Origin of the sequence: Sphingobium xenophagum NBRC 107872 (genome assembly GCF_000367345.1) — a bacterium.
Lineage (GTDB): Bacteria > Pseudomonadota > Alphaproteobacteria > Sphingomonadales > Sphingomonadaceae > Sphingobium > Sphingobium xenophagum.
This window is the reverse complement of sequence record NZ_BARE01000017.1, coordinates 16,129-42,564: the sequence shown is the minus strand read 5'-3', so window position 1 is coordinate 42,564 and position 26,436 is coordinate 16,129. Positions and strand designations below refer to the sequence as shown.

At 64.2% G+C, this 26,436-nt stretch carries 25 protein-coding genes and 1 tRNA gene; 9 read left to right on the top strand and 17 right to left on the bottom strand.

The annotated features are described in order from the left end of the window. Position 1: 1 nt before the first annotated feature. From kdsB to SX1_RS09790, 3 genes are all read right to left on the bottom strand, one after another. Positions 2-808, bottom strand: a complete 807-nt coding sequence (gene kdsB / locus SX1_RS09800; protein WP_026149640.1) for a 3-deoxy-manno-octulosonate cytidylyltransferase — start codon at positions 806-808, stop codon at positions 2-4. Further along, the gene (locus tag SX1_RS09795) at positions 805-1,764 is read right to left on the bottom strand and encodes a KpsF/GutQ family sugar-phosphate isomerase (protein WP_017183949.1); all 960 of its coding nucleotides are present in this window, start codon (positions 1,762-1,764) and stop codon (positions 805-807) included. Before SX1_RS09795 ends, kdsB begins: the two co-directional genes overlap by 4 nt. A gap of 352 nt (positions 1,765-2,116) precedes the next feature. After that, positions 2,117-3,118, bottom strand: a complete 1,002-nt coding sequence (locus SX1_RS09790; protein WP_017183948.1) for an NAD-dependent epimerase/dehydratase family protein — start codon at positions 3,116-3,118, stop codon at positions 2,117-2,119. 181 nt (positions 3,119-3,299) lie between these two features. Between SX1_RS09790 and SX1_RS09785 the strand changes: the two genes are divergently transcribed. Both SX1_RS09785 and SX1_RS09780 read left to right on the top strand, forming a co-directional pair. After that, a complete protein-coding gene (locus tag SX1_RS09785) occupies positions 3,300-4,430 on the top strand; it encodes a GNAT family N-acetyltransferase (protein ID WP_017183947.1) in 1,131 nt (376 codons plus the stop codon). Next, on the top strand, positions 4,427-5,296 hold the full coding sequence (locus SX1_RS09780) for a cupin domain-containing protein (RefSeq protein ID WP_017183946.1): 870 nt from the start codon (positions 4,427-4,429) through the stop codon (positions 5,294-5,296). The genes SX1_RS09785 and SX1_RS09780 overlap by 4 nt, the downstream gene beginning before the upstream one ends. Here the strand turns inward: SX1_RS09780 and SX1_RS09775 are convergent. Genes SX1_RS09775 through SX1_RS09765 form a run of 3 tightly spaced genes read right to left on the bottom strand, consistent with a single transcriptional unit; the run spans position 5,274 to position 7,803 of the window. Next, a complete protein-coding gene (locus tag SX1_RS09775) occupies positions 5,274-6,344 on the bottom strand; it encodes a GNAT family N-acetyltransferase (protein WP_019052869.1) in 1,071 nt (356 codons plus the stop codon). The two genes, SX1_RS09780 and SX1_RS09775, sit on opposite strands and share 23 nt — an antisense overlap. A gap of 45 nt (positions 6,345-6,389) precedes the next feature. Continuing rightward, entirely contained in the window at positions 6,390-6,755 is a 366-nt protein-coding gene (locus SX1_RS09770; protein WP_019052868.1) for an Mpo1-like protein, read from the bottom strand. 58 nt (positions 6,756-6,813) lie between these two features. Beyond that, on the bottom strand, positions 6,814-7,803 hold the full coding sequence (locus tag SX1_RS09765; protein WP_026149639.1) for a serine hydrolase: 990 nt from the start codon (positions 7,801-7,803) through the stop codon (positions 6,814-6,816). 95 nt (positions 7,804-7,898) lie between these two features. On the opposite strand from SX1_RS09765, the gene ung reads away from it, so the two are divergent. After that, a complete protein-coding gene (gene ung, locus SX1_RS09760; protein ID WP_019052866.1) occupies positions 7,899-8,585 on the top strand; it encodes a uracil-DNA glycosylase in 687 nt (228 codons plus the stop codon). A 7-nt stretch (positions 8,586-8,592) separates the two neighbouring features. After that, a complete protein-coding gene (locus SX1_RS09755; RefSeq protein WP_019052865.1) occupies positions 8,593-8,772 on the top strand; it encodes a hypothetical protein in 180 nt (59 codons plus the stop codon). Between the two features lie 110 nt (positions 8,773-8,882). Here SX1_RS09755 and rpoZ read toward each other — a convergent pair whose 3' ends face one another. Further along, a complete protein-coding gene (gene rpoZ / locus SX1_RS09750) occupies positions 8,883-9,227 on the bottom strand; it encodes a DNA-directed RNA polymerase subunit omega (protein ID WP_026002539.1) in 345 nt (114 codons plus the stop codon). An 83-nt stretch (positions 9,228-9,310) separates the two neighbouring features. Between rpoZ and SX1_RS09745 the strand changes: the two genes are divergently transcribed. Continuing rightward, a complete protein-coding gene (locus SX1_RS09745) occupies positions 9,311-10,549 on the top strand; it encodes a phospholipase D-like domain-containing protein (RefSeq protein ID WP_019052864.1) in 1,239 nt (412 codons plus the stop codon). 38 nt (positions 10,550-10,587) lie between these two features. Here the strand turns inward: SX1_RS09745 and SX1_RS09740 are convergent, their stop codons facing one another. The 7 genes from SX1_RS09740 to SX1_RS09705 form a co-directional block, all read right to left on the bottom strand. Continuing rightward, positions 10,588-10,956 carry a hypothetical protein gene (locus SX1_RS09740; protein WP_019052863.1) on the bottom strand — a complete coding sequence of 123 codons (369 nt, stop codon included), beginning with the start codon at positions 10,954-10,956 and terminating at the stop codon, positions 10,588-10,590. 122 nt (positions 10,957-11,078) lie between these two features. Then, positions 11,079-11,645: a hypothetical protein gene (locus SX1_RS09735; protein ID WP_017183937.1), complete on the bottom strand. Its 567-nt coding sequence runs from the start codon at positions 11,643-11,645 to the stop codon at positions 11,079-11,081. After that, complete coding sequence (locus SX1_RS09730; protein WP_019052862.1) at positions 11,642-13,006, bottom strand: sensor histidine kinase; 1,365 nt, start codon at positions 13,004-13,006, stop codon at positions 11,642-11,644. Before SX1_RS09730 ends, SX1_RS09735 begins: the two co-directional genes overlap by 4 nt. After that, positions 12,999-13,736 (bottom strand): response regulator transcription factor, encoded by a 738-nt coding sequence (locus SX1_RS09725; protein WP_017183935.1) that lies wholly within the window; start codon positions 13,734-13,736, stop codon positions 12,999-13,001. The genes SX1_RS09730 and SX1_RS09725 overlap by 8 nt, the downstream gene beginning before the upstream one ends. A 70-nt stretch (positions 13,737-13,806) precedes the next feature. Continuing rightward, a complete protein-coding gene (locus tag SX1_RS09720; RefSeq protein WP_017183934.1) occupies positions 13,807-14,637 on the bottom strand; it encodes a sulfite exporter TauE/SafE family protein in 831 nt (276 codons plus the stop codon). A 219-nt stretch (positions 14,638-14,856) separates the two neighbouring features. Continuing rightward, positions 14,857-15,972 (bottom strand): alanine dehydrogenase, encoded by a 1,116-nt coding sequence (ald, locus tag SX1_RS09710; protein WP_019052861.1) that lies wholly within the window; start codon positions 15,970-15,972, stop codon positions 14,857-14,859. A gap of 58 nt (positions 15,973-16,030) precedes the next feature. Beyond that, on the bottom strand, positions 16,031-16,921 hold the full coding sequence (locus SX1_RS09705; RefSeq protein ID WP_019052860.1) for a peptidylprolyl isomerase: 891 nt from the start codon (positions 16,919-16,921) through the stop codon (positions 16,031-16,033). A gap of 93 nt (positions 16,922-17,014) precedes the next feature. Between SX1_RS09705 and SX1_RS09700 the strand changes: the two genes are divergently transcribed. The 4 genes from SX1_RS09700 to SX1_RS09685 all read left to right on the top strand — a co-directional run bounded on the left by SX1_RS09700 (position 17,015) and on the right by SX1_RS09685 (position 22,231). Continuing rightward, a tRNA-Ser gene (locus SX1_RS09700) sits at positions 17,015-17,105 on the top strand. Positions 17,106-17,438: 333 nt separating this feature from the next. Then, the gene (locus SX1_RS09695; RefSeq protein ID WP_019052859.1) at positions 17,439-19,712 is read left to right on the top strand and encodes a TonB-dependent receptor; all 2,274 of its coding nucleotides are present in this window, start codon (positions 17,439-17,441) and stop codon (positions 19,710-19,712) included. Positions 19,713-19,735: 23 nt separating this feature from the next. Further along, a complete protein-coding gene (locus SX1_RS09690) occupies positions 19,736-21,382 on the top strand; it encodes an alkaline phosphatase D family protein (protein ID WP_019052858.1) in 1,647 nt (548 codons plus the stop codon). 198 nt (positions 21,383-21,580) lie between these two features. Beyond that, on the top strand, positions 21,581-22,231 hold the full coding sequence (locus tag SX1_RS09685) for a DUF6445 family protein (RefSeq protein WP_019052857.1): 651 nt from the start codon (positions 21,581-21,583) through the stop codon (positions 22,229-22,231). A gap of 43 nt (positions 22,232-22,274) precedes the next feature. Here SX1_RS09685 and SX1_RS09680 read toward each other — a convergent pair whose 3' ends face one another. The 3 genes from SX1_RS09680 to SX1_RS09670 form a co-directional block, all read right to left on the bottom strand. Beyond that, entirely contained in the window at positions 22,275-23,597 is a 1,323-nt protein-coding gene (locus SX1_RS09680) for an NAD(P)/FAD-dependent oxidoreductase (RefSeq protein WP_019052856.1), read from the bottom strand. Positions 23,598-23,667: 70 nt separating this feature from the next. Next, the gene (locus SX1_RS09675; RefSeq protein WP_086012673.1) at positions 23,668-25,074 is read right to left on the bottom strand and encodes an aldehyde dehydrogenase family protein; all 1,407 of its coding nucleotides are present in this window, start codon (positions 25,072-25,074) and stop codon (positions 23,668-23,670) included. An 82-nt stretch (positions 25,075-25,156) separates the two neighbouring features. Then, entirely contained in the window at positions 25,157-26,434 is a 1,278-nt protein-coding gene (locus SX1_RS09670; protein ID WP_026149637.1) for an NAD(P)/FAD-dependent oxidoreductase, read from the bottom strand. Positions 26,435-26,436 lie beyond the last annotated feature (2 nt).

The following is a 26,436-nucleotide window of genomic DNA, read 5'->3' as shown; positions in this document are numbered from 1 at the left end:
GTCAGGGCGGCGTCGGATCGCCATGCCGGGCGATCAGCGCCTCGACGCGGCTGATGTCCGCTTCGGTATCGATGCCGCTACTGTCGAACGACGGCGGATCGACCGGCACGGTCATGACCGGGATGCCCAGTTCCAGCAAACGCAGCTGCTCCAGCCCTTCCAGATTTTCCAGCGCCGTGGGCGGGCTGGCTTCAAAGGCGCGCAGGGCGTCCAGTGCATAGCCATAAAGGCCGACATGCCGCCAGACCGGCGAGACGGGCTGGCTGGCGCGCAGGGCATCCTCCCCCCTGATGGCGGGAATGATATTTTTGGAGAACCACAAGGCCCGGCCATCTGGCGCCCGAGCGCAGGTCGTGCCGCTGAAAGGGGAGCAGGTCTTGTGATCACGCAGGGCATCGAGCGCAGCCCAATCGAGCGCGATCACCGGAGTGGCGACCTGCGCGCCCGCCTCCAGCGCGGCGATGACCGCGCCCAACGCACCCTGCGGCTGAAAAGGGGAATCGCCCTGGAGGTTAACGACGAAGCGCGGCGGCGTGGGCTGCGCCAGCGCGGCGGCCAGCGCGCGCCCCGATCCGGTGGCAATGGCGCTGTCGGTCATCACCGCATCACACCCGACCGCGCGGGCATGATCGGCGATTTCGTCATCATCAGTAGCGACCGTCAGCGCAACGCCCGCGCGCGCGCCGATCGCGGCGCGGGCCATGGCGATGGTGCGATGGAGCAAGGTGCGCCCGGCGATCAGGCGCAGCGGCTTGCGCGGCAGGCGGGATGACCCCGCCCGCGCGGGAATGACGACAAGCTGGTTCAGGCGACGCCCGCGTTCAGCAGATCGTGCATATGGACGGCGCCGATCAAACGACCATTGTCGCAAACGAACAGCAGCATGACGTTGCGTTCATGCATCAGGTGCAGTGCTTCCTGCGCCAGTTCGTCCGGCCCCACGGCCAGCGGCGTGTGCGTCATGAAGCGGCCGACCGCTTCGGTCAGATTCTGCTTGCCGGTCACGGTGCGGCGCAGGTCGCCGTCAGTGAAGGCACCGATCAGCCGCCCTTCGCGATCGACAACCGCGGTGCCGCCAAGGCGCGCGCGCGTCATTTCGATGGTCGCATCGAGCAGCGAGGCGCCTTCCCGCACGGAGGGGATGTCCGCTCCCTTGGCCATCAGTTCGCGCACCTTGATCAGTTGCGCGCCGAGACGGCCATTGGGATGGAATTTGTGGAAATCATCCGCCGAAAATCCGCGCATTTCCATCAGCGCAATCGCCATGGCGTCACCAAAGGCCATCTGCACCGTGGTCGACGTGGTGGGAGCGAGCGAATTGGGGCAGGCTTCCGGCACATCGGGCATCAGCATGCAAATGTCTGCGGCGGTGGCGACCGTGCTGTGGGCCCGCGCGGTCATGCCCAGCAAGGGAATGGCGAAGCGCTTGCAATATTGGATGATCGGGCCAAGCTCGGTCGACTCGCCCGAATGGGACAGCATCAGCACGACATCATCCGGGGTCACCATGCCCAGATCGCCATGGCCAGCGTCGGCCGGATGCAGGAAGATGGCCGGGGTGCCCGTGGAGGTCAAAGTCGCCGTCATCTTGCGCGCGACAATGCCGCTCTTGCCAATGCCAGTCACGATCACGCGACCCCGGACATTCATGATGACGCCGATCAGCCGCACGAATGTAGCGGCAAAGTCACGTTCAGAAAATTGCGCTTCCAGCGCGTTGAGGCCCAATGCAGCGACCGACAGGCTGTGGCAGGCCGCCTTCACTATTCGTCCGCCCGAACCGAACGGCACAATTTTCGAAGCAAGTGTCGACACGCGTTTGCCCTTTTTCCCGCATGTCACCGCCGGATATCCGGCTGGCACACGCGGCGACGAACCACCTTATTTGGTGCGCCGTCTATCCCTCGTTCCGCGACCCCTGGCCGGTTTGACCCCCGGCACAGGGCGACTGTCTACGCCGTTTCAGGGACTTATGGCAAATCATTTTGCAACTGCGAAAAGGAATTTCGGCGTGGTTTTGCTTCACACCGTCGCGACGCCGCGCGACAGGCCGAGTTAAGTTAACGACGAGCCGCGGAACTTTTCTCGCCTTAATGGGTGCGTTGCAACAGGATTGTCATTTTGGCTGATGATAGTCGCGATACCATGCCACGAATCGCGGCACGCCCGATTCAATTTGCGTGGTCGGGGCAAAACCGATGTCATGGGCGATGGCGCTGATGTCGGCAAAGGTGGCGTGAACATCGCCCGGCTGCATCGGCTGGAAATCGATCTGCGCCTTCTGGCCCAGCGCATCCTCCAGCACCGCGATCAGATGCATCAGTTCTTCCGGCTTGTTATTGCCGATATTGTAGAGCCGGTGCGGCGACCGGCTGCCACCAGGCTTGGGCGCGCCGTCATCGGCGGGCGGATGGTCGAGGCAGCCGATGACCCCGGTGACGATGTCATCGATATAGGTGAAATCACGCTGCATCCGGCCATGGTTGAATACCGGAATGGGATCCCCGGCGAGAATCTTCTTGGTGAAGATCCACATCGCCATGTCTGGCCGCCCCCAAGGCCCGTAAACGGTGAAGAAGCGCAGCCCCGTCATCGGTATGCGGAACAGATGGGCGTAGGTCTCGCTCATCAGTTCGTCAGCGCGCTTGGTCGCGGCATAGAGCGAAACGGGATGGTCGGCCCGGTCCTCTACGCGGAACGGCAGGCTGTCATTGCCGCCATAGACGGAGGAGGAAGAGGCATAGACAAAATGCCGCACCCGCCGCTCACGCGCGAGTTCCAGCATGTTGACATGCCCCGCCAGGTTGGAGCGCACATAGGCATGCGGATTGATCAGCGAATAGCGCACACCGGCCTGCGCGCCGAGATGGACGATCGATTCGATCACCTGATCGGCAAGCGCGGCTTGCAACGCATCATTGTCGGCGAAATCCAGCTCGTGAAAGGTGAACAGCTTGCCATGCGCCTGTTCCAGCGCGGCGATCCTGTCCCGCTTCAGCGACACGGGATAATAATCGTTCATATTGTCGATGCCGACCACGGCATGGCCCTGCGCCATGAGCCGATCGGCGACGGTCATGCCGATAAAGCCGGCCGCGCCGGTGACCAATATCGTCATGCTCTTCATTCTCCCACACGAAGTCGCGCCAGCGGGCGGCGCACCCTGTAAGTCACACCAAAGTGGCGGGCAAAGTAAAGGCCTTTTCGCGCCCCATTTGCCCGATAAACCATCCTGTGGCTTCGCGCCTAACGGGCAAAGTTTAGGCTTTCCCTAATCTTTGCCATTTAAGGCGAAACCCATGGACATGGCATTGCACCCATCGCGCCCCGTCCCCCTGCCAACGGGGGCGAAGCCGCGTGCGCGCTGGGCGGCGCTAGCGAAGGAGGCGGCGGAAGCCAATGCCTTTTATGCGCCCGACATGCTGGGCGCGGCGATCGACCATCTCGCCACCGACGCGCATGTCCGGTTGATCGAAGCGCGGGTGGGCGACCATCTGATCGGGCTGTTGCCGGTCGTGGTGCAGCCGCGCCATGGCCGCATGCCGATCGGCTGCGTGTCCAACTGGATGCACGATCATTGCTTCTTTGGCGCGCCGATGATTCGCGAAGGGCAGGAAGTCGCGGCGTGGCGCAGTTTCCTGGCGCAGCTGGATGACGCCCCCTGGGCGCGTGGCTTTTTGCATATGGAGGGGCTGGACGCGGCCGGGGCGAATGCCGCCGCGCTGGAAGCGCTGTGCGTCGAACAACGGCGCGGGCGGCGGGAGATTCACCGCTACGATCGGGCGATGCTGCGGTCGGACCTGTCAGCCGACGCCTATTGGGACACCAATGTTCGCGCCAAAAAGCGCAAGGAAATCCGCCGTCTGCAAAAGCGGCTTGCCGAACTTGGCACGGTCGAGACCCGGCTGCTCACCGAACGCGCCGACCTGCCGCACTGGTGCGCCGATTTTCTGGCGCTCGAAGCGTCGGGCTGGAAGGGGCAGGAGGGTACGGCGCTCGCCTGCAAGCCTGCCGACGCCACCTTTTTCCGTGCGGCCTGCGCGGCGGCATTCGAGGCCGGGCGGCTGCATATGCTGCGCATCGACCTGGATGGCCGGGCGATCGCGATGCTGGCCAATTTCCGCCATGGTGCAGGCGCCTTTTCATTCAAGATCGCCTTTGACGAAGCGCTGGGCCGCTTTTCGCCGGGCGTGCTGATCGAGATCGCCAATCTGCACGCGGTGCAGGATGATCCCGCGATCGGCTGGATGGACAGTTGTGCCGCGCCCGACCATCCGATGATCGACAGCCTGTGGGCGGAGCGGCGAACGATCGTGCAATATCGCATCGCGCTGCGCGGCACCGGCCTGGCGCGGGTCCAGCGCGCTGCCGCCTTCGCCCTTGTCAACGGCCTTGAAACCCTGGCCAGTCTATTGAAAGGACAGCGATGACCGCCCATCGCCCGATCGCCGCCACCCACGAAGCGACCTTCCCCGACAGCGCGCGCACGACCTTTGCCGCCGCCTATCCCGACCAGCCGGTCGCGCTAAGCCATAATCTGGTCGGCCACTCGCTGCTCAGCCTTGATGCGCTCGCCACGCTGGCGGAGCGGATGCCTGCGTCCAGCGTCGAATATAATCTGGGCAAGCTGCCCCTGGGCGTGCGGCCGGAGGATACGCCGTCGAACGGCCTGACACTGGGCGAAACGATCCGCACCATCGAAACCAACGGCAGCTGGGCCGTGCTCAAAAATGTCGAGCGCGACCCGGCCTATGCCGCGCTGCTCGATGCGGCGCTGGCCGATCTGGAGCCGATCGTGGCGGCCAGGACCGGGCCGATGCTCCACCGCGAAGCCTTCATCTTCCTGACATCGCCGGGCAGCGTCACCCCGTTTCACATGGACCCGGAGCATAATATCCTGCTCCAGATCATGGGGTCCAAGGTGATGACCATCTTCCCCGCGCGCGACGAGGCGCTGGTTCCGGCGCAGAAAAGCGAGGAATTTCATGGCGGCGGCCATCGCAATCTGGTCTGGCAGGACGGGTTCAAGGCGCTGGGCGCGCCCTACCCGCTCCACCCCGGCGACGCGGTGCATGTGCCGGTCAAGGCCCCGCATTTCGTCGAAAATGGCCCTGCCGTATCGGTCAGCCTGTCGGTGACATGGCGGTCCGAACGCAGTGTGGCGGAGGGGGAGTTGCACAGTTTCAACGCGCTGCTGCGACGGCGCAAACTTCCGGTGGGCACCGTCAGTGATCGGCCCGAAAAGCAGAGCGTCAGACGGCTGGTCTATCGCGTCATGCGGAAGCTGGGCGCTTGAGGATATAGCGCAGCGCCGCTTCTGCCGCCAGCCGCGGCGAAAACCGTTCGATCACCCACCAGTCGAGACTCTCCTGACAGGTCGAGAGGCTCTGCTTGTAGCGATCCTTGCCCGCGAGCAGGGAATAAAGCGCCAGGCCGCGCGCGGCATAATGGTCGACAGCGGCGGCGTGGCAGAGCAGGCCCGGCTTGTCCTTGCCCGTGCGCGGATCGGCAAAGGCGGACTGATAGTTGAGCGCCTGCCCCCGATGGACGAAATTGACGAGCAAGCCGACGACCCCGCCCGCGTCGGTAAAGCGCAGCAGATCGACCATGCCGCTGGCCCGTCCCTGTTCGACGATGGTGGTAACAAAGCCGCGAAAGGCGGGATCGTCCCAGGCATTGTCGGCATGACGCCCGCTGTTGAGCGCAGCCATTTCCGCCAGCCAGGGCGTAACTTCGTTAGCGCCTGCCCGCGCGACATGGGGCAGGCCGCCGCCATGATCCTTGATCGCGCGGCGGATCTGGCTGCGCGTATTGGCGCTGAGCAACGAGAGATAGTCGCCCGCCGCGCCGCGCACCCCGTCCAGATCGACCTGATAGACAGGCGAGGCGTCGACCCGGCGCTTCGTCCAGCAGGGCATGTCCAGCAGCGGCGAATCCGGCGCGATCCCGCTCAGCCGCAGCGCGCGCCAGTCACGACGGCGGCCCAGCGCGGCGATGGTGGCGGTCGCGGCCTCCGCCTCCCGCCCGCGCGCGGCAAGCAAGCCATTATATTCGACATAGGGCCGGTCGGCCTGCCCATCGCCCGACTGGTTGAGGCTCAGCGTCGCCGTGCGTCCCAGCAGGCGCGGCATCATTGCGTGACCGACCAGCGCCAGCGCGACGTCGGCCCCCGTCTCGTCCGTCACCGCCAGCAGTTCAGGGCGCACGTCATAGCTGGCCAGCCAAGCGCCTACCCAGGTCCAGCTGAGGAAAAACGCGGCATCCGCCTGCGCTTCGAGCGCCTTCCAGCGCGCGCCAAGCGCCGTCCGGTTCGGCAGGGGAAGAAATTGCGCGACAAGAGCCATTGCGCCCTCTTGTCGCAGAGCGCCGGGTGCGGTCAAGCAGTGGTGCTAGGCCGACACGCGCCGGTCGGGGTCCACCGTGCCATCGGGCCGCACCCCGGCGCGCGCGAGATCGCGGCGGATATGCCCGGTCAAATAACGGTACCACATCACGAAATCGGCGCGCAGCGACCAGAATGGATAGCGGAAGGTGGCAGGCCGGTTGCGTTCGATCAGGCCATGGCCAATCCATGCAAAACCATAGCCGACGATCGGCAGGGCCAGCGCCATCCACCAGCGCCCGGCAATGGGCGCCGCCGTCAGCAGCGCCACGACCATGCTGGTCCCGGTATAATGCAACGCGCGCGTGCCAGGACGCGCATGTTCCTGCAGATAGTAGGGCCAGAAGTCGCGAAATCGGGTGATGGCGGGCACGGCAATCCTCTCTACCGCCACCCTATCCACAGAGTTGATCGATGTTAAGGGCTGTGCGTCAGACCGTGCCTCTATCAGGCGCGAACAGAAAATAGTCATAACTTGCCCGCGCGGCCTCCGCCATGATGCGGTCGCGCGTCTCATGCCCCTTATGATCCTGCATCACGAATACGGTGATCGCGAACAGCCGTCCATCGGGCAGGCTGATGACGCCGGTATCATTGCCGGTGCCGTTGAGCGACCCGGTCTTGTGCGCCACCAGCGTACCGGGGGGCAACATGCCGGGCAGTCGCGCCTTGCCGGTGCGGCACCGTTCCATGATCGACAGCAAAGCCACCGTGCTGCGCCCCGACAGGGCTTTGCCGGTGCGAATCGCGGTGACCAGATCGGTCATCGCGGTCGGCGTGGCGGTATCGCGCGGGTCGCGGGCGAAGGCGATGTTGGGGATGTCATGTGCATCGCGTTCGCGCAACGCCGGGTCGGCCGCCATCGCAGCGGCGACATTGCGGTGGAAATTGCCCGGCTGGGGCGCAAGGCCCATGGCGCGATACAGAAGGTCGGCGGTGTTGCTGTCCACCCGCAAGCCGCGGATGCCCAGCCCCGCGACCCATTGATGCACCGCCGTCGGGCCGCCTGCCCGCGCGACGAGCAGGTCGGTCGCGTCATTGTCGCTGCGGGTCAGCATCAGGTCCAGCAGCGTGGCGACCGAAACCGGACCCGCCGGGCTGGCGAGTTGATCCTCCAGCGTCAGCGCGCCCGCGTCGACCATCGCAAAGATCCGCCCTGCCACCGCGACCTTGTAGGCGCTGGCCATCGGGAAGAGCGTGTCGCCATTGAGCGAGAGCGTTTCCCCGGTACCAAGGTCGCGCACGACGATGCCGACCGTGCCGTCGGTCAGGCTGGCAAAGCGCTGGAACTGGGCGATCAGCCGCGTTTCAGCGGTTTGCTGCACCGCTGTCTTGGCAGGGCCAAAGGCGTCGGCGTCGGGCAGCGGCGCGAGGAACAGGCCAAGGGCGGCGAGCATGGCGATGGGACGAAACGGAACCATGCGTCCCATGTCGCCAAAGCGCAGGCCAAGCGCAAGAGAGTTTACCGCGATTCGCGCGTTGACAGGCCTTTATCGGGCGGGCCATCACCCGCGCCATGAGTAGCGCGATCAAGTTGCACGAAAGCTGGCTGACCCCGCTGGCCGACCAGTTCACCACCCCGCATATGCAGGGGCTGAAAGCCTTTCTGGCGGCGGAAAAGGCGGCGGGCAAACGCATCTTCCCCAAGGGGCGCGACTATTTCCGCGCGCTCGACCTCACCCCGCTGGACCAGGTCAAGGTCGTGATATTGGGGCAAGATCCCTATCATGGCGAAGGGCAGGCGCATGGCCTGTGCTTTTCGGTCCAGCCGGGCGTGCGCACCCCGCCATCCCTGGTCAACATCTACAAGGAGATGGAGGCGGACCTGGGCATCCCGCGCGCATCCCACGGATTTCTGGAACATTGGGCCAGGCAGGGCGTGCTGCTGCTCAACAGCGTGCTGACGGTCGAAATGGCGCGCGCCGCATCGCATCAGGGCAAGGGGTGGGAATTATTCACCGATGCCGTCGTGCGGCTGGTGGCGGAGCAGGAAAAGCCCACCGTATTCCTGCTGTGGGGCGCCTATGCCCAGCGCAAGGCGGCGTTTGTCGATCAAAGCCGGCATCTGGTGCTGAAGTCCGCCCACCCTTCCCCGCTGTCTGCCCATAACGGCTTTCACGGATCACGCCCCTTTTCGCAGGCCAACGCCTTTCTGGAGGCGCATGGGCGCGGGCCGATCGACTGGGCCTTGCCGCCGCTGTGACTGGTCTGTGAAAAGCACCCGCCTGCGCATCTGTGCCGCCAAGCGCCGCTATCCGACGCAGGAGCAGGCGCAGGCAGCGGTAGAGCAGGCGACCATCATCCTCCGCCCCTATCGCTGCGACCGCTGCGGGCAATTTCACCTCACCCGCCGGACCAAAGGCAAGCGCATCGCGCGGCCTGCGGGGTGAGCGCGCGCGCTTCTCCCTGAAGGGAGAGGGAATAGCCGCCGCCAATAAGTGAGGCCCGGTCCTGCTTGCGCAGGCCGGGCCTCTTCCCTCTCCAAACTCAATCCCGTGGATCAGCCGTCGTAATCGCCGCCGATATTCTGGTTGCGCGGCGGCGCAGCGGCGGTCAGGCGCAGGGCTTCGGCCGACTGCGCGATCGAGCCGATTTCGTCCGGCGTATCGTCATCGTCAATCTGCACCTTCTGAAGCGAGGCGACAACCGAATCATGCAGTTCGGCGGGCAGCACCGTTTCTTCAGCGATTTCGCGCAGGGCGACGACGGGATTCTTGTCCCGGTCGCGGTCCACGGTCAGCTCTGCGCCGCCCGAAATTTCCCGCGCGCGCTGGGCGGCGAGCAGAACGAGGTCAAAACGGTTGGTAACCTTGTCGACGCAATCTTCGACGGTAACGCGGGCCAAACGGGCCTCCTGCAACAAATGGAATGATCAGTTGGCCGGTTAGCAGCGCCCCTGTTACAAGTCAATGAAAAGGCCATAAAGCCATGGCGCGCGCTGCCAAAAGGCGGCATGAGGGCGCGATGGCGACCCACAGGCCAGCAGGCGCGCAAGCCGACGTGCCCGACATCGCCGTCACGCTGGACGGCAATCACCTGCGCCTGATCGTCGACGGCGCAGCCCTGCTGGATGCGCTGATCGCACTGATTGCAGGGGCGCGGACGTCGCTCAAACTCTATTATTATATCTTTTCGGGCGATGACTGCGGCATGGCGGTGCGTGACGCCCTGGTCGCGGCGCGGGCGCGTGGCGTGATGGTGACGCTGATGGTCGACGGCTTCGGATCGGCGCGTACGCCTGACAGCTTCTTTGCCCCTCTGGTGGAGGCAGGCGCTCATTTCGGCCGTTTCGGCACGCGCCGGTCCACCCGCTACCTGATCCGCAACCATCAGAAGATGGCGATTGCCGATGACACGCAAGTGCTGATCGGCGGCTTCAATGTCGAAAATGGCTATTTCGGCATCCCGCCGCGCGATAGCTGGGCGGACATGGGCCTATGGATAGAAGGGCCGCAGGTCGAGGCGATGACCCGCTGGTATGGGCAGCTCTGGCGCTGGGTCTCGACCAAAAAGCAGCGGTTCCGCACGCTGCGGCGCATGGTGCGCCACTGGCACCCCTCGCTTCATCATGACCCGGCCGATCCGTTCCGCTGGCTGATCGGCGGGCCGACCCGGCGGCTCAGCCCCTGGGCGCAGGTGGTCAAGCATGATCTGGAGCATGCGCAGCGCGTCGACATGGTCGCAGCCTATTTTTCGCCGGGGCGCGGGATGCTCAAGCGAATCGCCCGCGCCGCAGGTCGCAAGGGCGCGCGGATCATCCTGCCCGCCAAATCGGACAATCGCACGACGATAGAGGCGGCGCGGCTGCTCTATGGCCCGCTGCTCAAGCGTGGCGTGAAGATCGCCGAATATAGCCCGCGCAAATTGCATATGAAGCTGATCGTCATCGACGATGCCGTGTTTATCGGATCGGCCAATTTCGACATGCGCAGCCTGTTCATCAATCTGGAGGTGATGCTGCGGATCGACGATGCCGGGTTCGCGACGTCGGTGCGCGGGCTGATCGATCGGTTGGCGCGGGACAGCCAGGTGGTAACGATGGAAAGCCACCGCGCCACCCGCACGATGCTGACGCTGGCCAAGCAATGGATCAGCTATCTGCTGGTCGGCGTGCTGGACTATACCGTCACGCGGCGGCTGAATTTCCGCGATCCCGACGCCGACTGAGGGACGGGGAAAGGGCAGTCCCCTCCCCCGTCGCCTCTTCACCGGCCATTGTCGCTCAACACGCGCACCTGCCCGACCGGATAGCCTTTTTCGGCCATTTCCTTGGCATAATCGCCGCGGGCGTCGGCCAGTTCGGCGCGATATTCTTCCCAGGCGTCCCGATTATCCTCCGCATCGGACGAGCGGCGCAGATCCTTGGTCAATTCCTTGCGCGCTTCGGCCAGGTCGGTCTGATAATTGAACCAATAATCATTCTCGACCCCGGCGATCGGCGACTGATAGGTCAACTGGTTTTCAACCTGCGCCAATTGCTCTTCATAGCTGATCGGGCCTTCACCCTGGGCGAAGGCCGTGGTGGAGGTCAGGGTGAGCAGGGCAGCAGCGGCCAGAAAAGACGAACGCTTCATCGGGTTTCTCCTCATTCCTCATGAAACATGGAGGACACAACGCCCAGACCCCGGCCTTTTTCGCCTGAATGAACTGACAGAATGGATGAAGCGCGCCCGCGTAGCGACGAACCGAGCGGCGGTCAGCGCATGATCAGATAGAATCCCGCAGGCGTCGATCCGCCATTTTCTATCACAATATCATAGCGTTCGGTAAAGACCGGCAGCCAGGCGCAGTCCGCCTGCGGCCCGCCGACCGCTTTCGCGCACAGGGTCGCGCCGTCGCTGCCCTGTACCCGGATCGACAGGCCAGCGCCGCCAGCCCCACTCGCCGGGGCAATGGAAATCTGCGCGCGCTGCCCGGCCAGGAATAATTGCCGCATGGTGAAGCTGCCGCCCGCCTCCAGCAAGCCGCGCCGGTAGGCCGGACCCAGAGCCCGCCCGCGAAAGGCCAGGGTGGACCGGGTCACGCCGCGCGTCTGCGCCTCCTGCGTCCAGAGCGCGGCGAGGTCATCCTGTCCCTCGGCCGGTGTCGCGCCCAACGCCTTGAGAATCTGCGCCACGTCCATAAGCTGCGCCGCATTGCCGCCAGCCAGCGCGGCGTCCCCCTCCATCAGCGTGCGCAGCACCGGGTCGGCGGGCAGCATGTCCGCAGCGGGCGCGGCGGGCGGCGCGACAAGCAGCAATGCGGGCAGCAACAGCCTAATCATCCCGACCCTCCAGCCGCCAGATCCTCCAACTGGACGACGAACCGCGCACCGGGCGCGGCATCCTCCACATGCAGCGACAGTTCATGCCGCTGCGCAATCGCTCTGGCAAGCGCCAGTCCCAGCCCATGCCCGCCGCCTGACCCGACATCAAGCCGAACATAGCGTTCGAAAATGCGCGTGCGGTCGGCGGCGGGGATGCCGGGGCCGTCATCCTGCACGATGATGCGCGGGCCGGGCGACAGGATCAGCGCCACCGACCCGCCGCTCGGCACATATTTGAACGCATTGTCGAGCAGGTTGGACATCAGCCGCATCATCTGCATCGGGTCCGCGCGCAGCATGACGCCGGGCGTGATCCGGGCATGAAAGCCGATACCCAATTCTTCGGCGCTTGCGCCATAAAGGTCCGCCAGCGTCTCGGCTATGTCGCTCAAATCGACTTCCGCCAGTCCACGCAGGTCACCGCGCAGCGCCTGCGTGCCCGCTATGTCGAGCAGCGAATCGAGCAATCGCACGACCCCGCGAATCTCGCCGCGCGACTGGTCGAGCGTGCGCAGCAGCGTGCTGTCCTGCGTCCCTTCCATCGCCTTCAATATGCGGGTGTCGAGGTGCATCAGCGGGGTGCGGATTTCATGCGCGGTCTGGTCCGACACGGCGCGCTGCGCCTCTATCAGCCGTTCGACCTGATCCAGCATCGCATTGGTGTTGGCGGCCAGTTCGGTCAGTTCGTCACTGGTTCCGGCGCCCGGCACCCGTGCCGCAATCCGCCCGGCCCGGACCGCCGCAAAGGTGGCGTTGACCGCCTCCACCCGAACGCGCAGGCGGCGCGCGGCAAAATGACCCGCCAGCAGGCTGAATAACGCGATCAGCGCGCCCGCGACGGCAAAGGCCATCGCCAGCCGGGCAAGCAGCGCCTGTCCGCGCATATCGCTGCGCCCGACCAGCAATTGCGCCGACGGGCCAAGCCGGGTCGCCCGCGCGAACATGCGCTGCCCATCGGGCAGGGTGACGAATCGCGCTTCGGAAACATGGGCGGACAATTTGGGCCAGCGATCAAGATTGCCCGCGATGCGCCGTCCCTGCGCGTCGGCCAGCAGATACCAGCCCTGTTCGCCATCCTGCTGTTCGACCGACAGCCGGTCGGCGATGCGCGCGCGCAATTCCGCGTCGCCGCCGCTGACATAAATATCCGCCAGCCCGGCCAGATCGGTATCGACCTCCCGCGCCAGCCTCGCCCGGCCATCATCGACGACAATCTTTTCCACGACCAGGAACAGCGCCAGCGTCGACAACAGGCTGACCAGCAGCGCCGACAGAGTGACCCGGCCAAAGACCGAGTGGAACAGATTGATCCTAGCCACCGGCCGGTCCGCTGGTCGATCCGCCGGCAGGCCCGGCCCCGACCGCGATCAGCCGGTATCCGGTGCCCCACACCGTTTCCAGCACGGGGCTGTCAAACCCCTCCTCCAGCTTGCGGCGCAGGCGGCCAACATTGACGTCGACGACATTGGTCTGCGGATCGAAATTCAGCTTCCACACATGGCGCAGCAGCATTTCGCGCGTCACCACCTCGCCAGCATGGTCCATCAGGTAACGGAACAGTTCAAATTCCTTGGGCGACAGCGCCAGGTGCCGGCCCTGCCGATAGGCGGTGCGCGCCTTGGCATGACATTCCAGATCGCCAAACAGCAGCACCGGATCATGGCTGCGGCGACTGGCGCGCCGCCACAAGGCCCGGACGCGGGCGACCAGTTCGTCCGGCTCGAACGGCTTGGCGAGATAGTCATCGACGCCGCTTTCCAGTCCTTCGACCCGATGTTCACTGCGCCCCAGCGCGGACAGCATCAGGACTGGCGCCCCTACCCCCGCGCCGCGCAGCCGGGTGACGATGTCGATGCCCGAATAGCCAGGCAGCATCCGGTCCAGAATCAGCACGTCATGGCTGCCGCTGCCCGCGCGCGTCAGGCCGGTCGCGCCATCTTCGGCCTGTTCCACGCTGATGCCCGCGCTGCTGAGGATCGCGGCGATATTGGCGCGCGCGGCCGCGTCATCCTCCACCAACAGCACGGAAATCTGGTCACTATGCCCCATAACGCCCCCCGCTACACGAATGAAGGGAAAGGCCGCCAGTGACAATGGCTGTTAGTGACGCCCCACGCCGTCAGATTTTCAGGGCGTTGCGGAACATGACGAAGGCGATGACGACCAGATAGACGCCAAAAATCTTCTTGAGCGGCTTGGCGGGCAGCGCATGAGCGACTGCGACGCCGAGCGGCGCGGTCAGCACCGACATGGAGGCAATCGCCAGCGTCGCGGGCACATTGACATAGCCCAGCGACCCCCAGGGCAGGCCGGTTTCCTTAAGGCCGATCAGCGCAAAGCCGATCGCGCTGGGAATGGCGATCAGCGTGCCGACGCCGGACGCGGTGGCAATCGCGCGGTGGATCGAGCGACCGCACAAGGTCATCACCATGATCGCGATCGTCCCGCCGCCGATCCCCAGCAGCGCGGAAAATGTGCCCAGCCCCCCGGCAATGCCGACCCGCGCGATCCCCGACGGCATGTCCTGGCTGATCACCTTGTCGCCGACCTTGGGCAGCAGGAAGTTGAGCGACATCAGGAATACGCCCCCGGCGAAGATCATGGTCAGGATGCGCCCGTCGACATGGCCCGCCAACAACACGCCCATGCCATCGCCCAGAATGATCCACGGCGCCCAGGTCTTGAGTATCTCAAACTCCACCGCCCCGCGCTTGGCATGGGACAGGAGCGAGCGAATGGAGGTGACGATGATCGTCGCCGCCGACGTGCCGATCGCGACATGGGCGATGGCATCGTGCGTGCCGCCCAGCAGGGGCAGCACGACGAACAAGGCAGGCACGACGACGAAGCCGCCGCCAATACCGAAAATGCCCGCGGCAAAGCCGGCGAACAGCCCCGCCGCCAGCATGGAAACCAGCGGCACCAGCCAGGTCATGACATCACCGTGCATCACCGCGCCCCCTGTTCCCGTGCCTGACCCTTGATCAAGCTGTTGCTAACGCCCTTGCAGGTCAAGGGGGCGAATGTCGGGGAATCGATCATCACGGGAAACCATGCCTCTCTTCGGCGAAACCGGATAAGGGACACGGAACAGCGCCCCTTGTCTGGCTAGACGAACAGGCGCGGCTAACCCGCAACAGGAACAGGCAAAAGTTGGACGGTGGCTTATCTAGGCGACCGCCTGTGCCGCCGAAACATGGTCCAGACCCAGCGCATCCGCGACCGCGCCATAGGTGATCTTGCCGTCCCACACATTGAGGCCCGCCAGCAAATGCGGGTCGCTGCGCAACGCATCCTTCCATCCCAGATCGGCGATCCGCAACGCATGGGGCAGCGTCACATTGTTGAGCGCATAGGTGCTGGTGCGGGCCACCGCGCCCGGCATGTTGGCGACGCAATAATGGACGATGCCATCGACGATATAGGTCGGGTCGGCATGGGTGGTGGCATGGCTGGTTTCGAAACAGCCGCCCTGGTCGATCGCGACATCGACCAGCACCGCACCCTTCTTCATGCTTTTGAGCATGTCCGCGCTGACCAGCTTGGGCGCGGCCGCGCCGGGGATCAGCACCGCGCCGATCACCAGATCAGCGTCCGCCACGCAATCGGCCAGATTGGCGCGGTTGGAAAAGCGCGTCTTGGCCCGCGCTTCGAAATACATGCCCAGCCGCTCCAGCACTTGCGGGCTGCGGTCCAGAATCGTCACGTCCGCGCCAAGCCCCGCCGCCATCTGCGCCGCGTTGAAGCCGACCACGCCGCCGCCGATCACCGCCACCTTGGCAGGCAGCACGCCCGGCACGCCGCCCAGCAGCACGCCACGCCCGCCATGCGCCTTTTCCAGCGCCGTCGCGCCCGCCTGGATCGACATGCGACCAGCCACCTGGCTCATGGGTTTGAGCAGCGGCAGGCCACCCTGATCGTCCGTCACCGTTTCATAGGCGATGCAGACGGCCCCGCTGGCGATCAGATCGCGGGTCTGGTCAGGATCGGGGGCCAGATGCAGATAGGTGTAGAGGATCTGCCCGGCGCGCAGCATGGCGCGTTCGCCCGGTTGCGGCTCCTTGACCTTCACGATCATTTCGGCGCTGGCGAATATCTCCGCAGCGGTGGCGACGATCCTGGCGCCCGCCTTCTCATACAGCGCGTCATGCGCGCCGATCCCGTCGCCCGCGCCCGTTTCCACCAGCACCTCATGACCATGCGCAGTCAGTTCATGGACGCTTTCGGGGGTCAGCCCGACGCGATATTCGTGATTCTTGATTTCCTTGACGGTGCCTACGATCATCCGCTCTCTCCCGCTATCATGCTGCGGCTATAGCGCGAATGGGGCGGCGAATGTTCCTTTATGGCGCGGCGCGCACCGGCACCGGCGCATTGCACAGGTCGACGCCGCCAGCGGGGCGATCGTAAAAATCATCCTTCCGGTTGGCGCGCAGCCGCAAATAGGCGGCAAAGCTGGGCGAAGCGACGTCCATCACCTGAAAATGCGGCCGTTCGGCTTCGGGCAATTCGCTCGCCAATCGCACCGACAGGATCGGCACTGTCTTTTCGTCGGCCGTGTAGAAACCCAGTTCGCCCGATCCGCGCGGCAGGCTGGACAGATGTGCCATGCCATCGACCACCCGGCCGACCACGGCGATATTGCGATCAAGCTGGCGCGGGGCCTGCCCGTTTACGGCGTAAAGCTCCGCCCCCGTTCCCGCATCGGGCGAGACGTTCCGGCCGACGCCGACAAAGCCATAACAATGCGGCAGCCACGCGCCATCGCCATCCATCGCCATCGGCCAGCCATCGACATAGCCCGTCTTGGGCGCATAGGCGTCCGCCGAGGGCGAGGGCGTGATCGCCAGCCGCACGTTGGCGATCGATCGGACATAATCGGCGGAACTGGTCGGCGACAGGCCGGGCGGCAGCGGCTTCTTCTCGGTCGCATCGCCCCATTGCACGACATAGTTATCCTGCACCCGGTTGATGCTGGTCCCGTCCCACCAGTGCGCCTTTGCCAGCGCGCGGATATTGGCGACATGGCGCGGCGCAAAGGCAGGCGCGACCTCTATCACCACGCGCTTGCCCCCCTCGATCGTCATCACCAGCAGATTTTCCGCCGCAATCGCGCGCCAGGCGCTGGCCGGGGCGGCGGCCACCACGGCGGCGGGCGTTGCGGGCGGATCAGCGGCGATGGCGGCAGAAGCGGGTATAAAAGCGAGCAGCGCGGGCGCGAAAAATCGGATCATGTCCCGATCAGAGCGTCACCGCGCAGGAAAGTAAAGCATCCCCTTGCCTAGCCGCCTTCGCCGCGATAGGGAGCGCGACTTCCAGTGCAATGCGGAGCGGTGGCCGAGTGGTCGAAGGCGCTCGCCTGGAAAGTGAGTATACGCCAAAAGCGTATCCAGGGTTCGAATCCCTGCCGCTCCGCCACCACATCTCTGCTTTCAAAGAATTCTCTAAAATTCGGCTGGTGCGAATCTATGGTTGCCGCCCTGTTTTGATCGCGGTTTGGCATGCCGCCTGCTCGCCTACCGCGGCCCTGTGCCGCGCAAGCACGCACCGCAACAAGGCATGCTGGGGTCCGCTGTCACGATCATGGCGACAGGTCCAGACGGGCCGTTTCGGCGCCATTGGGATCGGTATTGTATGACAATATAATATCGTAACTTTCACGACATTGTCATGTCCCGGCAGTCGGCGAGTCACATCCTTCCGGCAACGGCGTCCCCATCCATAAAGGGGGTTCGCATCATGACACGCCGTATGAAAATTTTTGCCGTCCTGCTCGCCAGCAGCACTGCCTTCCCCGCCATCGCCCAGACCGCTGCGCCTGACGCGGAAGTGGGCGGTGGCGAGCAGATCATCGTTACCGCCCAGAAAATCGAACAGCGCGCGATGGATGTGCCCATCACCATCTCGGCCGTCAGCGGCAAGCGGATGGAGCAAATCGGCGTTTCGGACCTTGACGAACTGTCCAACTATATCCCCGGCCTCAACATCCAGGAACAGAGCGCCAATAATCCCGGCATCGTCATTCGCGGCATCACGTCCGACAGCGGGTCGGCGCAACAGGCGCCGCGCGTCACCCTCTATTATAATGGCATCGATATTTCGCGCTCGCGCGGCTCCTATCAGGATATTTACGATATGGAGCGGATCGAGGTCATCAAGGGACCGCAGGCGACATTGTTCGGCACGGCGTCGGCGGTGGGCGCGATCAGCATGATCTCCGCCCGGCCCAAGCCCGGCTTTTCCGCCGAGCTGACCGCGGGCTACGGCAATTATGATTCCAAGCTGCTGAGCGGCTTCGTCAATGGCGGGTCGGACAAGGTCGCCGGACGCATCGCCTTTGCCTGGAAAAAGCGCGACGGCTATGTGAAGAATCTGTCCGCGACGCAGGATGATCTCTATGCGCGCGACCAGCTGGGCGTGCGTGGCTCGCTGCGCCTGAAGCCGACCGACAGCTTCACCGCCGACCTCATCCTGACCTATGACCGCCAGCGCAATTCCGGCACGCCTTTCATATCCCGCGCGCTGCCGACATCGGAAGGGCCGGGCAACCCATTCGGCGCGGCCAATCTGAGCGGTTCGCCGCTGTCGTCGACCGTGCTGGGCGGCGACAAGCTTGGCCTGCACCGCGACGTCTATGACGCGAACCTGACCTTCAGCTGGGATTTCGCCGACGACTGGACGCTGACGATGGTCAATGGCTATCGCAAGTTCGACAGCAACGAAGTCTTTGACGCCGACGGGTCGGCCGCCTGGTATCTGGAATTTGCCGAGGAGGCGAAGGGTTGGCAGGCCAGCCACGAAACCCGCTTCGCCTATGCCGGGGATCATTTCCGCGGCGCATTCGGCTGGAACCTGTTTCGCGAGGATAACCACCAGCGCGTGCCCTTTTCGACCGAAGAAGGCACCTATCTCCAGTGCGCCGCGCGCCTGATCCCCGGCCTCCCCTGCATCGCGGCCAACGGCACCGTCGCCGCGTCGCAAGCGACCGCGATCCTCACCAACGGCGCGGCCACCGTCATTCCCTACAGCTCGGTCTTTGAAAATCTGGGCAAGAATGACAGCTATTCGATGTTCGCCGACGGCACCTGGCTCGCCAGCCCGTCGCTGGAACTGACGGCCGGCATCCGCGCGCTGATCGAAGAACGCCGGTCGGGCTATGTGACCAATGTGCCCAATTCCGTGCTGACCCGTGCGCCGCTCATTCCGGGTCAGGTCAACACCAATGGTCGCGTCCTGCGGACCCAGGGCAGCTTCGCGGCCTTCCTGCCGCGTTTCAACATCCTCTATCGCTTCTCGCCCGCCCTCAACGGTTTTGCCACCGTGTCGAAGGGCCGCCGCTCGCCGACCGTCAATCTGGACGCCGCCGCCGGGGGCGTCGCCCGCATCAACCGGATCGCGGAAGAAAATGTCTGGAACTATGAAGTCGGGCTGAAGGGCAATAGTGGCATCTTTTCCGGCTCGCTGGGCGTCTACTATCAGACCTATGATAATTTCCAGGTCAGCGTGACCGGCAGCGACGGCGTGACCCGCACGGTCAGCGCTGGCACGGCCAGCAACCTTGGCGTTGAAGCGGAAGTCGCGATCCAGCCTACCAGCTGGCTCAACATATTCGCCAATGGCGGCTATATCGATGGCGGCATCGACGACAAGCCGGCCAATGGCCGCTTCGCCGGGGACCAGTTCCGCCTCCAGCCCAGATTTCAGGCGGCGGCTGGCTTCACGATCGACGCGCCGATGGGCAACGGCATGCGCGTCTTTGCGACGCCCAGCCTTACCTATCGCAGCAAAATCTATTTCGAAGTGCCCAACAGCGAAGCGATCAGCCAGAAGGGTGTGATGCTGGTCAACCTGCGCGCAGGTGTCAGCTTCGCCGAGGATCGCTACGAAATCTCCGCTTTCGTGCGCAACGCGACAGACGGGAATTACCTGCTCGACGCAGGCAATACCGGGGGCGCCTTTGGCATCCCGACCTTCATCCCCGCCGAACCGCGCTTCTACGGGGCGCAGCTGACCGGCCGTTTCTGAACGGCAGCAGGAAAGGAACCGCCATGAGCTTCACCATCGACCGCCGCCTGCTTATCAAGGCCAGCATCGTCGGGCTGGCCGCCCTGCCCGTTCCCGGCGTTGCGCAGATATTGAGCCTGCGCGGCTTCACCCATGGCGTCGCCAGTGGCGAGCCGGGCACGAATAGCGTGCTGCTGTGGACCCGTTATGTCGGGTCGGGCGACAGCAAGCTGCGCGTCGAGGTCGCGACCGACCCGGCCTTTGCAAAGGTCATGTCGGGCGGCGAAGTCACGGCCCGCGCCGATGCCGATCACACCGCGAAAATAACCGTTACCGGCCTTCAGCCGGGCCAATGGTATTTCTACCGCTTCATCGCCCCCGATGGCCGGATCAGCCGGATCGGCCGCACCCGCACCCTGCCGCAGGGGGACGTATCCCGCTTCGGCATCGGTCTCTTTTCCTGCTCCAACCTGCCCTTTGGCTATTTCAACGCCTATGGCCATGCCGCCGCGCGCGACGATATCGACCTGGTCATCCATTGCGGCGACTATCTCTACGAATATGATCGCGGCCATTATCCCAGCCTGGAGGAGGCAGTGCCTGGCCGCATCATCGAACCGGCGAACGAGATGGTGACGCTGGCCGATTATCGCCTGCGCTACGCCTCTTACCGGCTCGATCCCGATCTTCAGGCGCTGCACGCCGCCTTCCCGATGATTGCCCAGTGGGACGATCATGAACTGGCCAATGACGCCTATAGGGACGGCGCGGAAAATCATCAGCCCGACAAGGAAGGCGAATGGGCCGTGCGCAAGGCGGCGGCGGAAAAGGTCTATCGCGAATGGATGCCCGTTTCCGACGCGATGTATGACAGTTTCCAGATCGGCACGCTGGCCACCATCTTCCGTCCCGAAACCCGGATCACCGGGCGCGACAAGCAACTGGACGTGCGCGAGGCGATCGCCGGGCGCGGGGACGTTGCCAAGGCGCTCGCCGACTTCCGCGATGGCGCCTGGAGCGCGCAGGACCGTACGCTGATGGGCACGGCGCAGGAAAAATGGCTCTATGACGGGTTCGGCAAATCCAAAAAGGCAGGCACCGCCTGGCAAATCCTGGCCCAGCAAGTGATCATGGGCTATGGCCGTTTTCCGACCAACGCAGCCGATTGGGTGCCCGCCAACGCGCCGGAGATCGTGCGCAAGTCGCTGGCCGGCGCGGTCGCCGCCTCGCAGGCGGGCCTGCCCTATAATATGGACAGCTGGGACGGCTATCCGGCGGCGCGCAACCGCCTGTACGACGCGGCGCTCGGCGCTGACGCCGACCTTGTCGTCCTGTCGGGCGACAGCCACAATGCCTGGGGCTATAATCTGGGCGATCGCGGCCCCGGTCAGGGCGGCGGCAAGGACCGGGTCGGCGTGGAATTTGCGGGTCATAGCGTCACGTCGCCGGGCTTTGAAGCCTATGCCAAGGGCGTGCCGCCAGCCGACATCGCCCGCGCCCTGCGCGCGGTCAATCCGGGCATGGCCTTCTGCGACACCAGCCAGCGCGGCTATGTCTCGCTGGAGGTGACGCCGCAACAGGTCGCAGGTTCATGGCACTTCATGAAGGACATCCGCACCCGCACGACCGCACTGGCCGGTACGCACCGCATGACGGTGCAGCACGGCGCGAAACAACTGGTGGACGCCTGATCGGAACGACTCCCGCCTCCACGGACTATGTCCCATGGAGGCGGGGGCTCACTGGACTGGCGCTACTGGCCCAGAGTTGACTTTGGATAACGCTACCAATAGGCGATCCGGGACCGTTTTGGTTCTCGGCTTGCAGGGCTGCGGACCGATCTGGAGGCGGAGAGCAGGCTCGAAAGGCGGACGACGATCGAACCACAATTGCTCTATGTCGGACGCGAAAAAGTACCGGTCCTGATTGTCGACAATTATGTCGCCGACCTTGACGCGATTGTCAGTCGCGCGCGCGCGCTGTTGCCATACCCGCAAGCCACGGGTCCTTATCCAGGCGAGCGCCATTTCCTTAAGCCGGGTGATAGCCTGATGGCTGGCTATGTCGGCCCCATGCTGAACATCTTGGCGCCTCTTATCAGCGATGCGTTCGAAGCAGATATTTTGGGGGCCATATCCGCAAGCCTTTCAAGGGTCACGACGCGCCCTGAAAAACTTACGAGATATCAGAGCAACCCTCATTTTGATGACACCAGTGGCAAGATGATCGCCATTTTGCACTATCTGACTCCCACCATGGGCACGGCCCTCTACCGCCATCGCGCCACTGGACTGGAACGAATAACTGAAGACAAGCTCAGCTACTATCTAACCTCCATCGAGCATCTCGGAGCGCGCAAAAAATATATATGCGGGTCGAATGACGACTATGAAATGACCGCCGCCATCACTGGACACCCCGGCAGGATCGCGGTCTACCCAAGCAATGCTCTCCATTCAGGGATGATTCCGCCAGATCACTTCACGGACCAGGGATGTCAGGAAAGACTGACCACCAACGTCTTCATTCGCCTCGCCTAGGCCCTCGCATGGCGGATTCGCGCCACCGCCAGTTGGCACAGGATTATAGCGCGCCGACTTCAATCCTTGTCCCATCGGACCATCGCGACAGCCGATAGGGGTGGGGATCGACGCTGGGCTTGTCATTGGCGATCAGTTCCGCCGCCAGAAATCCGATGCCCGGCCCGACGCCAAAGCCATGTCCCGAACAGCCAGCGGCCAGATAATAGCCGCCAATCCCTTCGATCGGCGAAATGACCGGCACCGCGTCGGGGGTCGAATCGACATAGGCGCCCCACGCCTCATCGACTTCGATGTCCGCCAGCGCCGGGAAGCTCGCGCGGACATTGGCCAGGATCGCAGCGATGAATTTCGGATCGGGATCGGGGTCCAGCACCCGGATGTCGGAAAAGCGGCGCTCCTTGGCGGACCACCTGCTGGAAACGGATTCCGGCCCGACGAAGAAGGATTTGCCGACACCCACCTGTACGGCCCGCAGACGCTTGAGAAACATGGGCATGAACGGCTTGGCGTAGCGCAGGCTCTGGGGCGTCACTTCCAACGTGGCCTTGCCGCTGATCGTCATCGTATAGCTGCCGTCCAGCCTGCGGGTGAGCGCGCAATCGGGGGTATAGAGCACTTCGCCGACATTGGGCGCGGGGCGGGAGCGGAGCGCGGTCTGGCGCACGCTGGCCTGGGGAAAGCGCACGCCCAATGTATGGCAAAATGCTGATGCCCAGGCACCGGCAGCGCACAGGACGGCATCGGCCGCGATAAATCCCTTCTCCGTGTGAACGCCGCTAACGGCCCCATTGGTTATATCGAGCGCATAGGCGGCGCATTGTTGATGGATCGTCGCGCCGTGCGTGCGCGCACCTTCGGCAAGGACAGGCGCGGCCAGCGCGGGTTCCGCCTTGCCATCACGGGCAGCGTGGATGCCACCGCGCCATTTGCGCTTGGTTTCGGGGAAGGTTTCCGCCGCTTCGCGCGCCGACAACATGCGCGTTTCGACATCAAACAGCCGCGCGACCTCCTGCCACTTTTCCCATTCGGCCAACTGCTTCTCATCATCGCTGGCATAGAGAAGGCCGGTTCGGCGAAAGCCCAGATCCTGACCGATTTCATCGGCCAACCCGTCCCAGAGCCGCATCGACAGGACCGACAGCGGCATTTCGCGTATGTCCCGATTCTGTTGCCTGCACCAACCCCAGTTCCGGCTGGATTGTTCACAGCCGATATAGCCCTTTTCCAGCAGGGCCACCGACAGGCCCCGCCTGGCGAGATAATAAGCGGTCGCCGCGCCGACGATACCGCCCCCGATGATGACGACGTCGACGGACCGGGGCAGACTTTCGTCGCTGGCGATCTTTTTGGTTCTGGGGGACATGATGAAGTTCCAGCCTGCGTTCAGTCAATAAGGTGGGAAAGGTTCTGGCGACAGCCCCTTCAGACGTTGGTCATGACGGGCCGTATCCCAATATCGCCTTGGTTTCGAGGCATTCTTCCAGACCGAAAACGCCATATTCGCGGCCATTGCCCGACTGTTTGTAACCGCCAAAGGCGGCGTGGGCGTCCCAGGCGGGGTGATTGATATGCACCTGGCCGGATCGGATGCGGCGCGCGACCCGGCGCGCGCTTTCCAGGTCCGCCGACTGGACATGCCCGCCAAGGCCGTAAACGGTGTCGTTGGCGATGGCGATCGCGTCATCTTCCGTCGCATAGGGGATGATGCACAGTACCGGCCCGAAAATCTCCTCCTGCGCGATGCGCATGTCGGTCGTGACGTCGGAAAATATGGTGGGCCGCGTGAAATAGCCCTCGCTCAATCCTTCGGGACGACCGGGACCGCCGCAGACCAGCTTCGCCCCTTCGTCGATGCCGACGCGGATCATATGCTGGACGCGGTCGAACTGCGCCTTGTTGGCAACCGGGCCCAGAACGCTGTCCTGCGCCATCGGATCGCCAACGATCATGGTTTCCGCATGACGGCGGGCCAGCGTCTCCACCTCTTCCAGCCGGTCGACGGGGACGATCATCCGCGTCGGCGCGCTGCACGACTGGCCGACATTGCGCAGGGCTGACGCGACGCCCAACGGCACCACGCGCGCGAAATCGGCGTCGGGCAACAGGATGTTGGGCGACTTGCCGCCCAGTTCCTGCACCACGCGCTTGACCGTTACCGCCGCCGCCTGCGCCACCAATATGCCCGCACGCACCGATCCGGTGATGGATATCATGTCGATGTCGGGATGCGACGCCATCGCAGCCCCAACCTCTTCCCCGGTGCCGTTGACCAGATTGAAGACGCCGGGGGGCGTGCCCGCATCATGCATGATCTGCGCGAACAGCAGCGCGCTCAGCGGTGACAATTCGCTGGGTTTCAGGACGGTCGTGCAGCCCGCCGCGATCGCCGGCGCAACTTTGGCGGTGATCTGGTAGAGCGGCCAGTTCCAGGGCGTAATCAGGCCGCACACGCCAATCGGCTCCCGCACGATCGCGGTCGATCCCTGGTGGGTGATGAACGCATAGTCGCTCAGCGCCTCCATCGCCGCCCGCACATGGGCGATGCCGAAGGGCACCTGCGCGCCGCGCGCAAAGCTGATCGCCGTGCCCATTTCCGTGGTCATCGCGATCGCCAACGCTTCGGCCCGCTCCTCCATCAGCGCCAATATCCGCCCCAGCAGCGCGCGCCGTTCCTCGACCGGGGTCAGGGAAAATGTCGCGAACGCACGCCTGGCGGCGGCAACGGCATCATCGACATCGGCGTGGGTGCCCATGGCCAGCGAGCCGATGGCCCTTTCGGTCACCGGGCACAGGATGGCGCTCATCTTGTCGGACGATGATGTACGCCACGCGCCATCAATATAGAATTGGCGATATTCTGGGACGCTCACGCTGATCTGTCCTTATGAAGCTGTTGCCGACAGGCCCGGTACCGGGACCGTTTCAGTGCAATATGTCCTGCAATTTATAATAGGCGCCGACGAACGGCAGGAACCATGTCGGTCCGAAATGCCCCGGAATGGCCGGCCAGGCGAAATCGCCCCACGGATTGGCAGCGGGGTTGCCGTCCATCACCTCGGCCATGATCTGGCCCATATGGGTCGACATCTGCGTGCCGTGCCCACTATAGCCCATGGAATAGAAGAGACCGTCATGCTCGCCCGCGCGCGGCAGGCGATCAGCCGTCATATCGACCATGCCACCCCAGCAATAATCGATCCGGGCGTCGGACAGGCCGGGGAAAATATCGACCATCGATTTCTGGAGGATGGTCCCGCTCTTCACGTCCGACCGGGGATTGGATCTGGCAAAGCGCGCCCGCCCGCCAAAGAGCAGGCGATTGTCCGGCGTCACGCGGAAATAGCTGACGAAATTGCGCGTGTCGGTCGCGTTGCGGCGATGCGGCAACAGGTTATCCAGCCGCGCCTGCGACAGGGGTTCGGTCACGATCAGAAACGCGCCGACCGGAACGATGCGGCGGCGAAAATAGGATAATGGCCCGACAGCGGAGGTGCCCGTCGCCAGCAGCACCTGCCGGGCCGTTACATCACCCGATGGCGTGGACAGGCGATGGGCGTGGCCGTTCAGCCGCTTCATGCCCGTGACCGGGCTGTCCTCATGCAGCCGGACGCCATGGCGCGCCGCTGCGCTTGCCAGACCATGGACGAATTTGCCCATATGCATCGCCGCGCTTCTGGGAAAGATCAGCCCGCCGAAATAGCGGTCGGTGCCGACTTCCGATGGCATATCCTGACGCGACACCATATAGGCGTCCGGGTCCGCGCCCTGCGCCATCAGTTCCTGCGACCGCGCCAGCTTGTCATAATGCGCGGGTTTCGCCGCCATCTTGAGCTTGCCGACACGCTTGAAATCGCAGTCTATCGCTTCGTCCCGGACGATCTGTTCGACCGTGTCGACCGCGCTGTTGAAGCTTTGGTAGAGCCGTTTGGCGACATCCGCGCCAAGGCGGCCAACCATGCCGGCATAATCCTGCGCAAAGCCGTTGTTGCACATCCCGCCATTGCGCCCGGATGCACATCCGCCCAGTCGCCCGGCTTCCAGCAGGATGACGCGCGCGCCTTTCTTCGCCAGCGCCAATGATGCGGAAAGGCCGGTAAAGCCACCGCCCACCACTGCCACGTCATAGTCGCCTTCGACCGGCCCTTTTTCGGTGCCAGAAAAGACGGGGGCCGTGTCGTGCCAATAGGGGATAAGTTTCATGA

What these genes read in the sequence shown, in the direction of transcription:
- SX1_RS09690 (WP_019052858.1), top strand. Translation starts at nt 19,736, where the DNA reads ATGAGCTTCACCATCGACCGCCGCCTGCTTATCAAGGCCAGCATCGTC.
- SX1_RS09775 (WP_019052869.1), bottom strand. Translation starts at nt 6,344, where the DNA reads ATGGCTCTTGTCGCGCAATTTCTTCCCCTGCCGAACCGGACGGCGCTT.
- SX1_RS09780 (WP_017183946.1), top strand. Translation starts at nt 4,427, where the DNA reads ATGACCGCCCATCGCCCGATCGCCGCCACCCACGAAGCGACCTTCCCC.
- SX1_RS09720 (WP_017183934.1), bottom strand. Translation starts at nt 14,637, where the DNA reads ATGCACGGTGATGTCATGACCTGGCTGGTGCCGCTGGTTTCCATGCTG.
- SX1_RS09670 (WP_026149637.1), bottom strand. Translation starts at nt 26,434, where the DNA reads ATGAAACTTATCCCCTATTGGCACGACACGGCCCCCGTCTTTTCTGGC.
- SX1_RS09740 (WP_019052863.1), bottom strand. Translation starts at nt 10,956, where the DNA reads ATGAAGCGTTCGTCTTTTCTGGCCGCTGCTGCCCTGCTCACCCTGACC.
- SX1_RS09745 (WP_019052864.1), top strand. Translation starts at nt 9,311, where the DNA reads ATGGCGCGCGCTGCCAAAAGGCGGCATGAGGGCGCGATGGCGACCCAC.
- SX1_RS09765 (WP_026149639.1), bottom strand. Translation starts at nt 7,803, where the DNA reads ATGGTTCCGTTTCGTCCCATCGCCATGCTCGCCGCCCTTGGCCTGTTC.
- SX1_RS09735 (WP_017183937.1), bottom strand. Translation starts at nt 11,645, where the DNA reads ATGATTAGGCTGTTGCTGCCCGCATTGCTGCTTGTCGCGCCGCCCGCC.
- SX1_RS09785 (WP_017183947.1), top strand. Translation starts at nt 3,300, where the DNA reads ATGGACATGGCATTGCACCCATCGCGCCCCGTCCCCCTGCCAACGGGG.
- SX1_RS09705 (WP_019052860.1), bottom strand. Translation starts at nt 16,921, where the DNA reads ATGATCCGATTTTTCGCGCCCGCGCTGCTCGCTTTTATACCCGCTTCT.
- ung (WP_019052866.1), top strand. Translation starts at nt 7,899, where the DNA reads ATGAGTAGCGCGATCAAGTTGCACGAAAGCTGGCTGACCCCGCTGGCC.
- ald (WP_019052861.1), bottom strand. Translation starts at nt 15,972, where the DNA reads ATGATCGTAGGCACCGTCAAGGAAATCAAGAATCACGAATATCGCGTC.
- SX1_RS09680 (WP_019052856.1), bottom strand. Translation starts at nt 23,597, where the DNA reads ATGTCCCCCAGAACCAAAAAGATCGCCAGCGACGAAAGTCTGCCCCGG.
- SX1_RS09790 (WP_017183948.1), bottom strand. Translation starts at nt 3,118, where the DNA reads ATGACGATATTGGTCACCGGCGCGGCCGGCTTTATCGGCATGACCGTC.
- SX1_RS09725 (WP_017183935.1), bottom strand. Translation starts at nt 13,736, where the DNA reads ATGGGGCATAGTGACCAGATTTCCGTGCTGTTGGTGGAGGATGACGCG.
- SX1_RS09695 (WP_019052859.1), top strand. Translation starts at nt 17,439, where the DNA reads ATGAAAATTTTTGCCGTCCTGCTCGCCAGCAGCACTGCCTTCCCCGCC.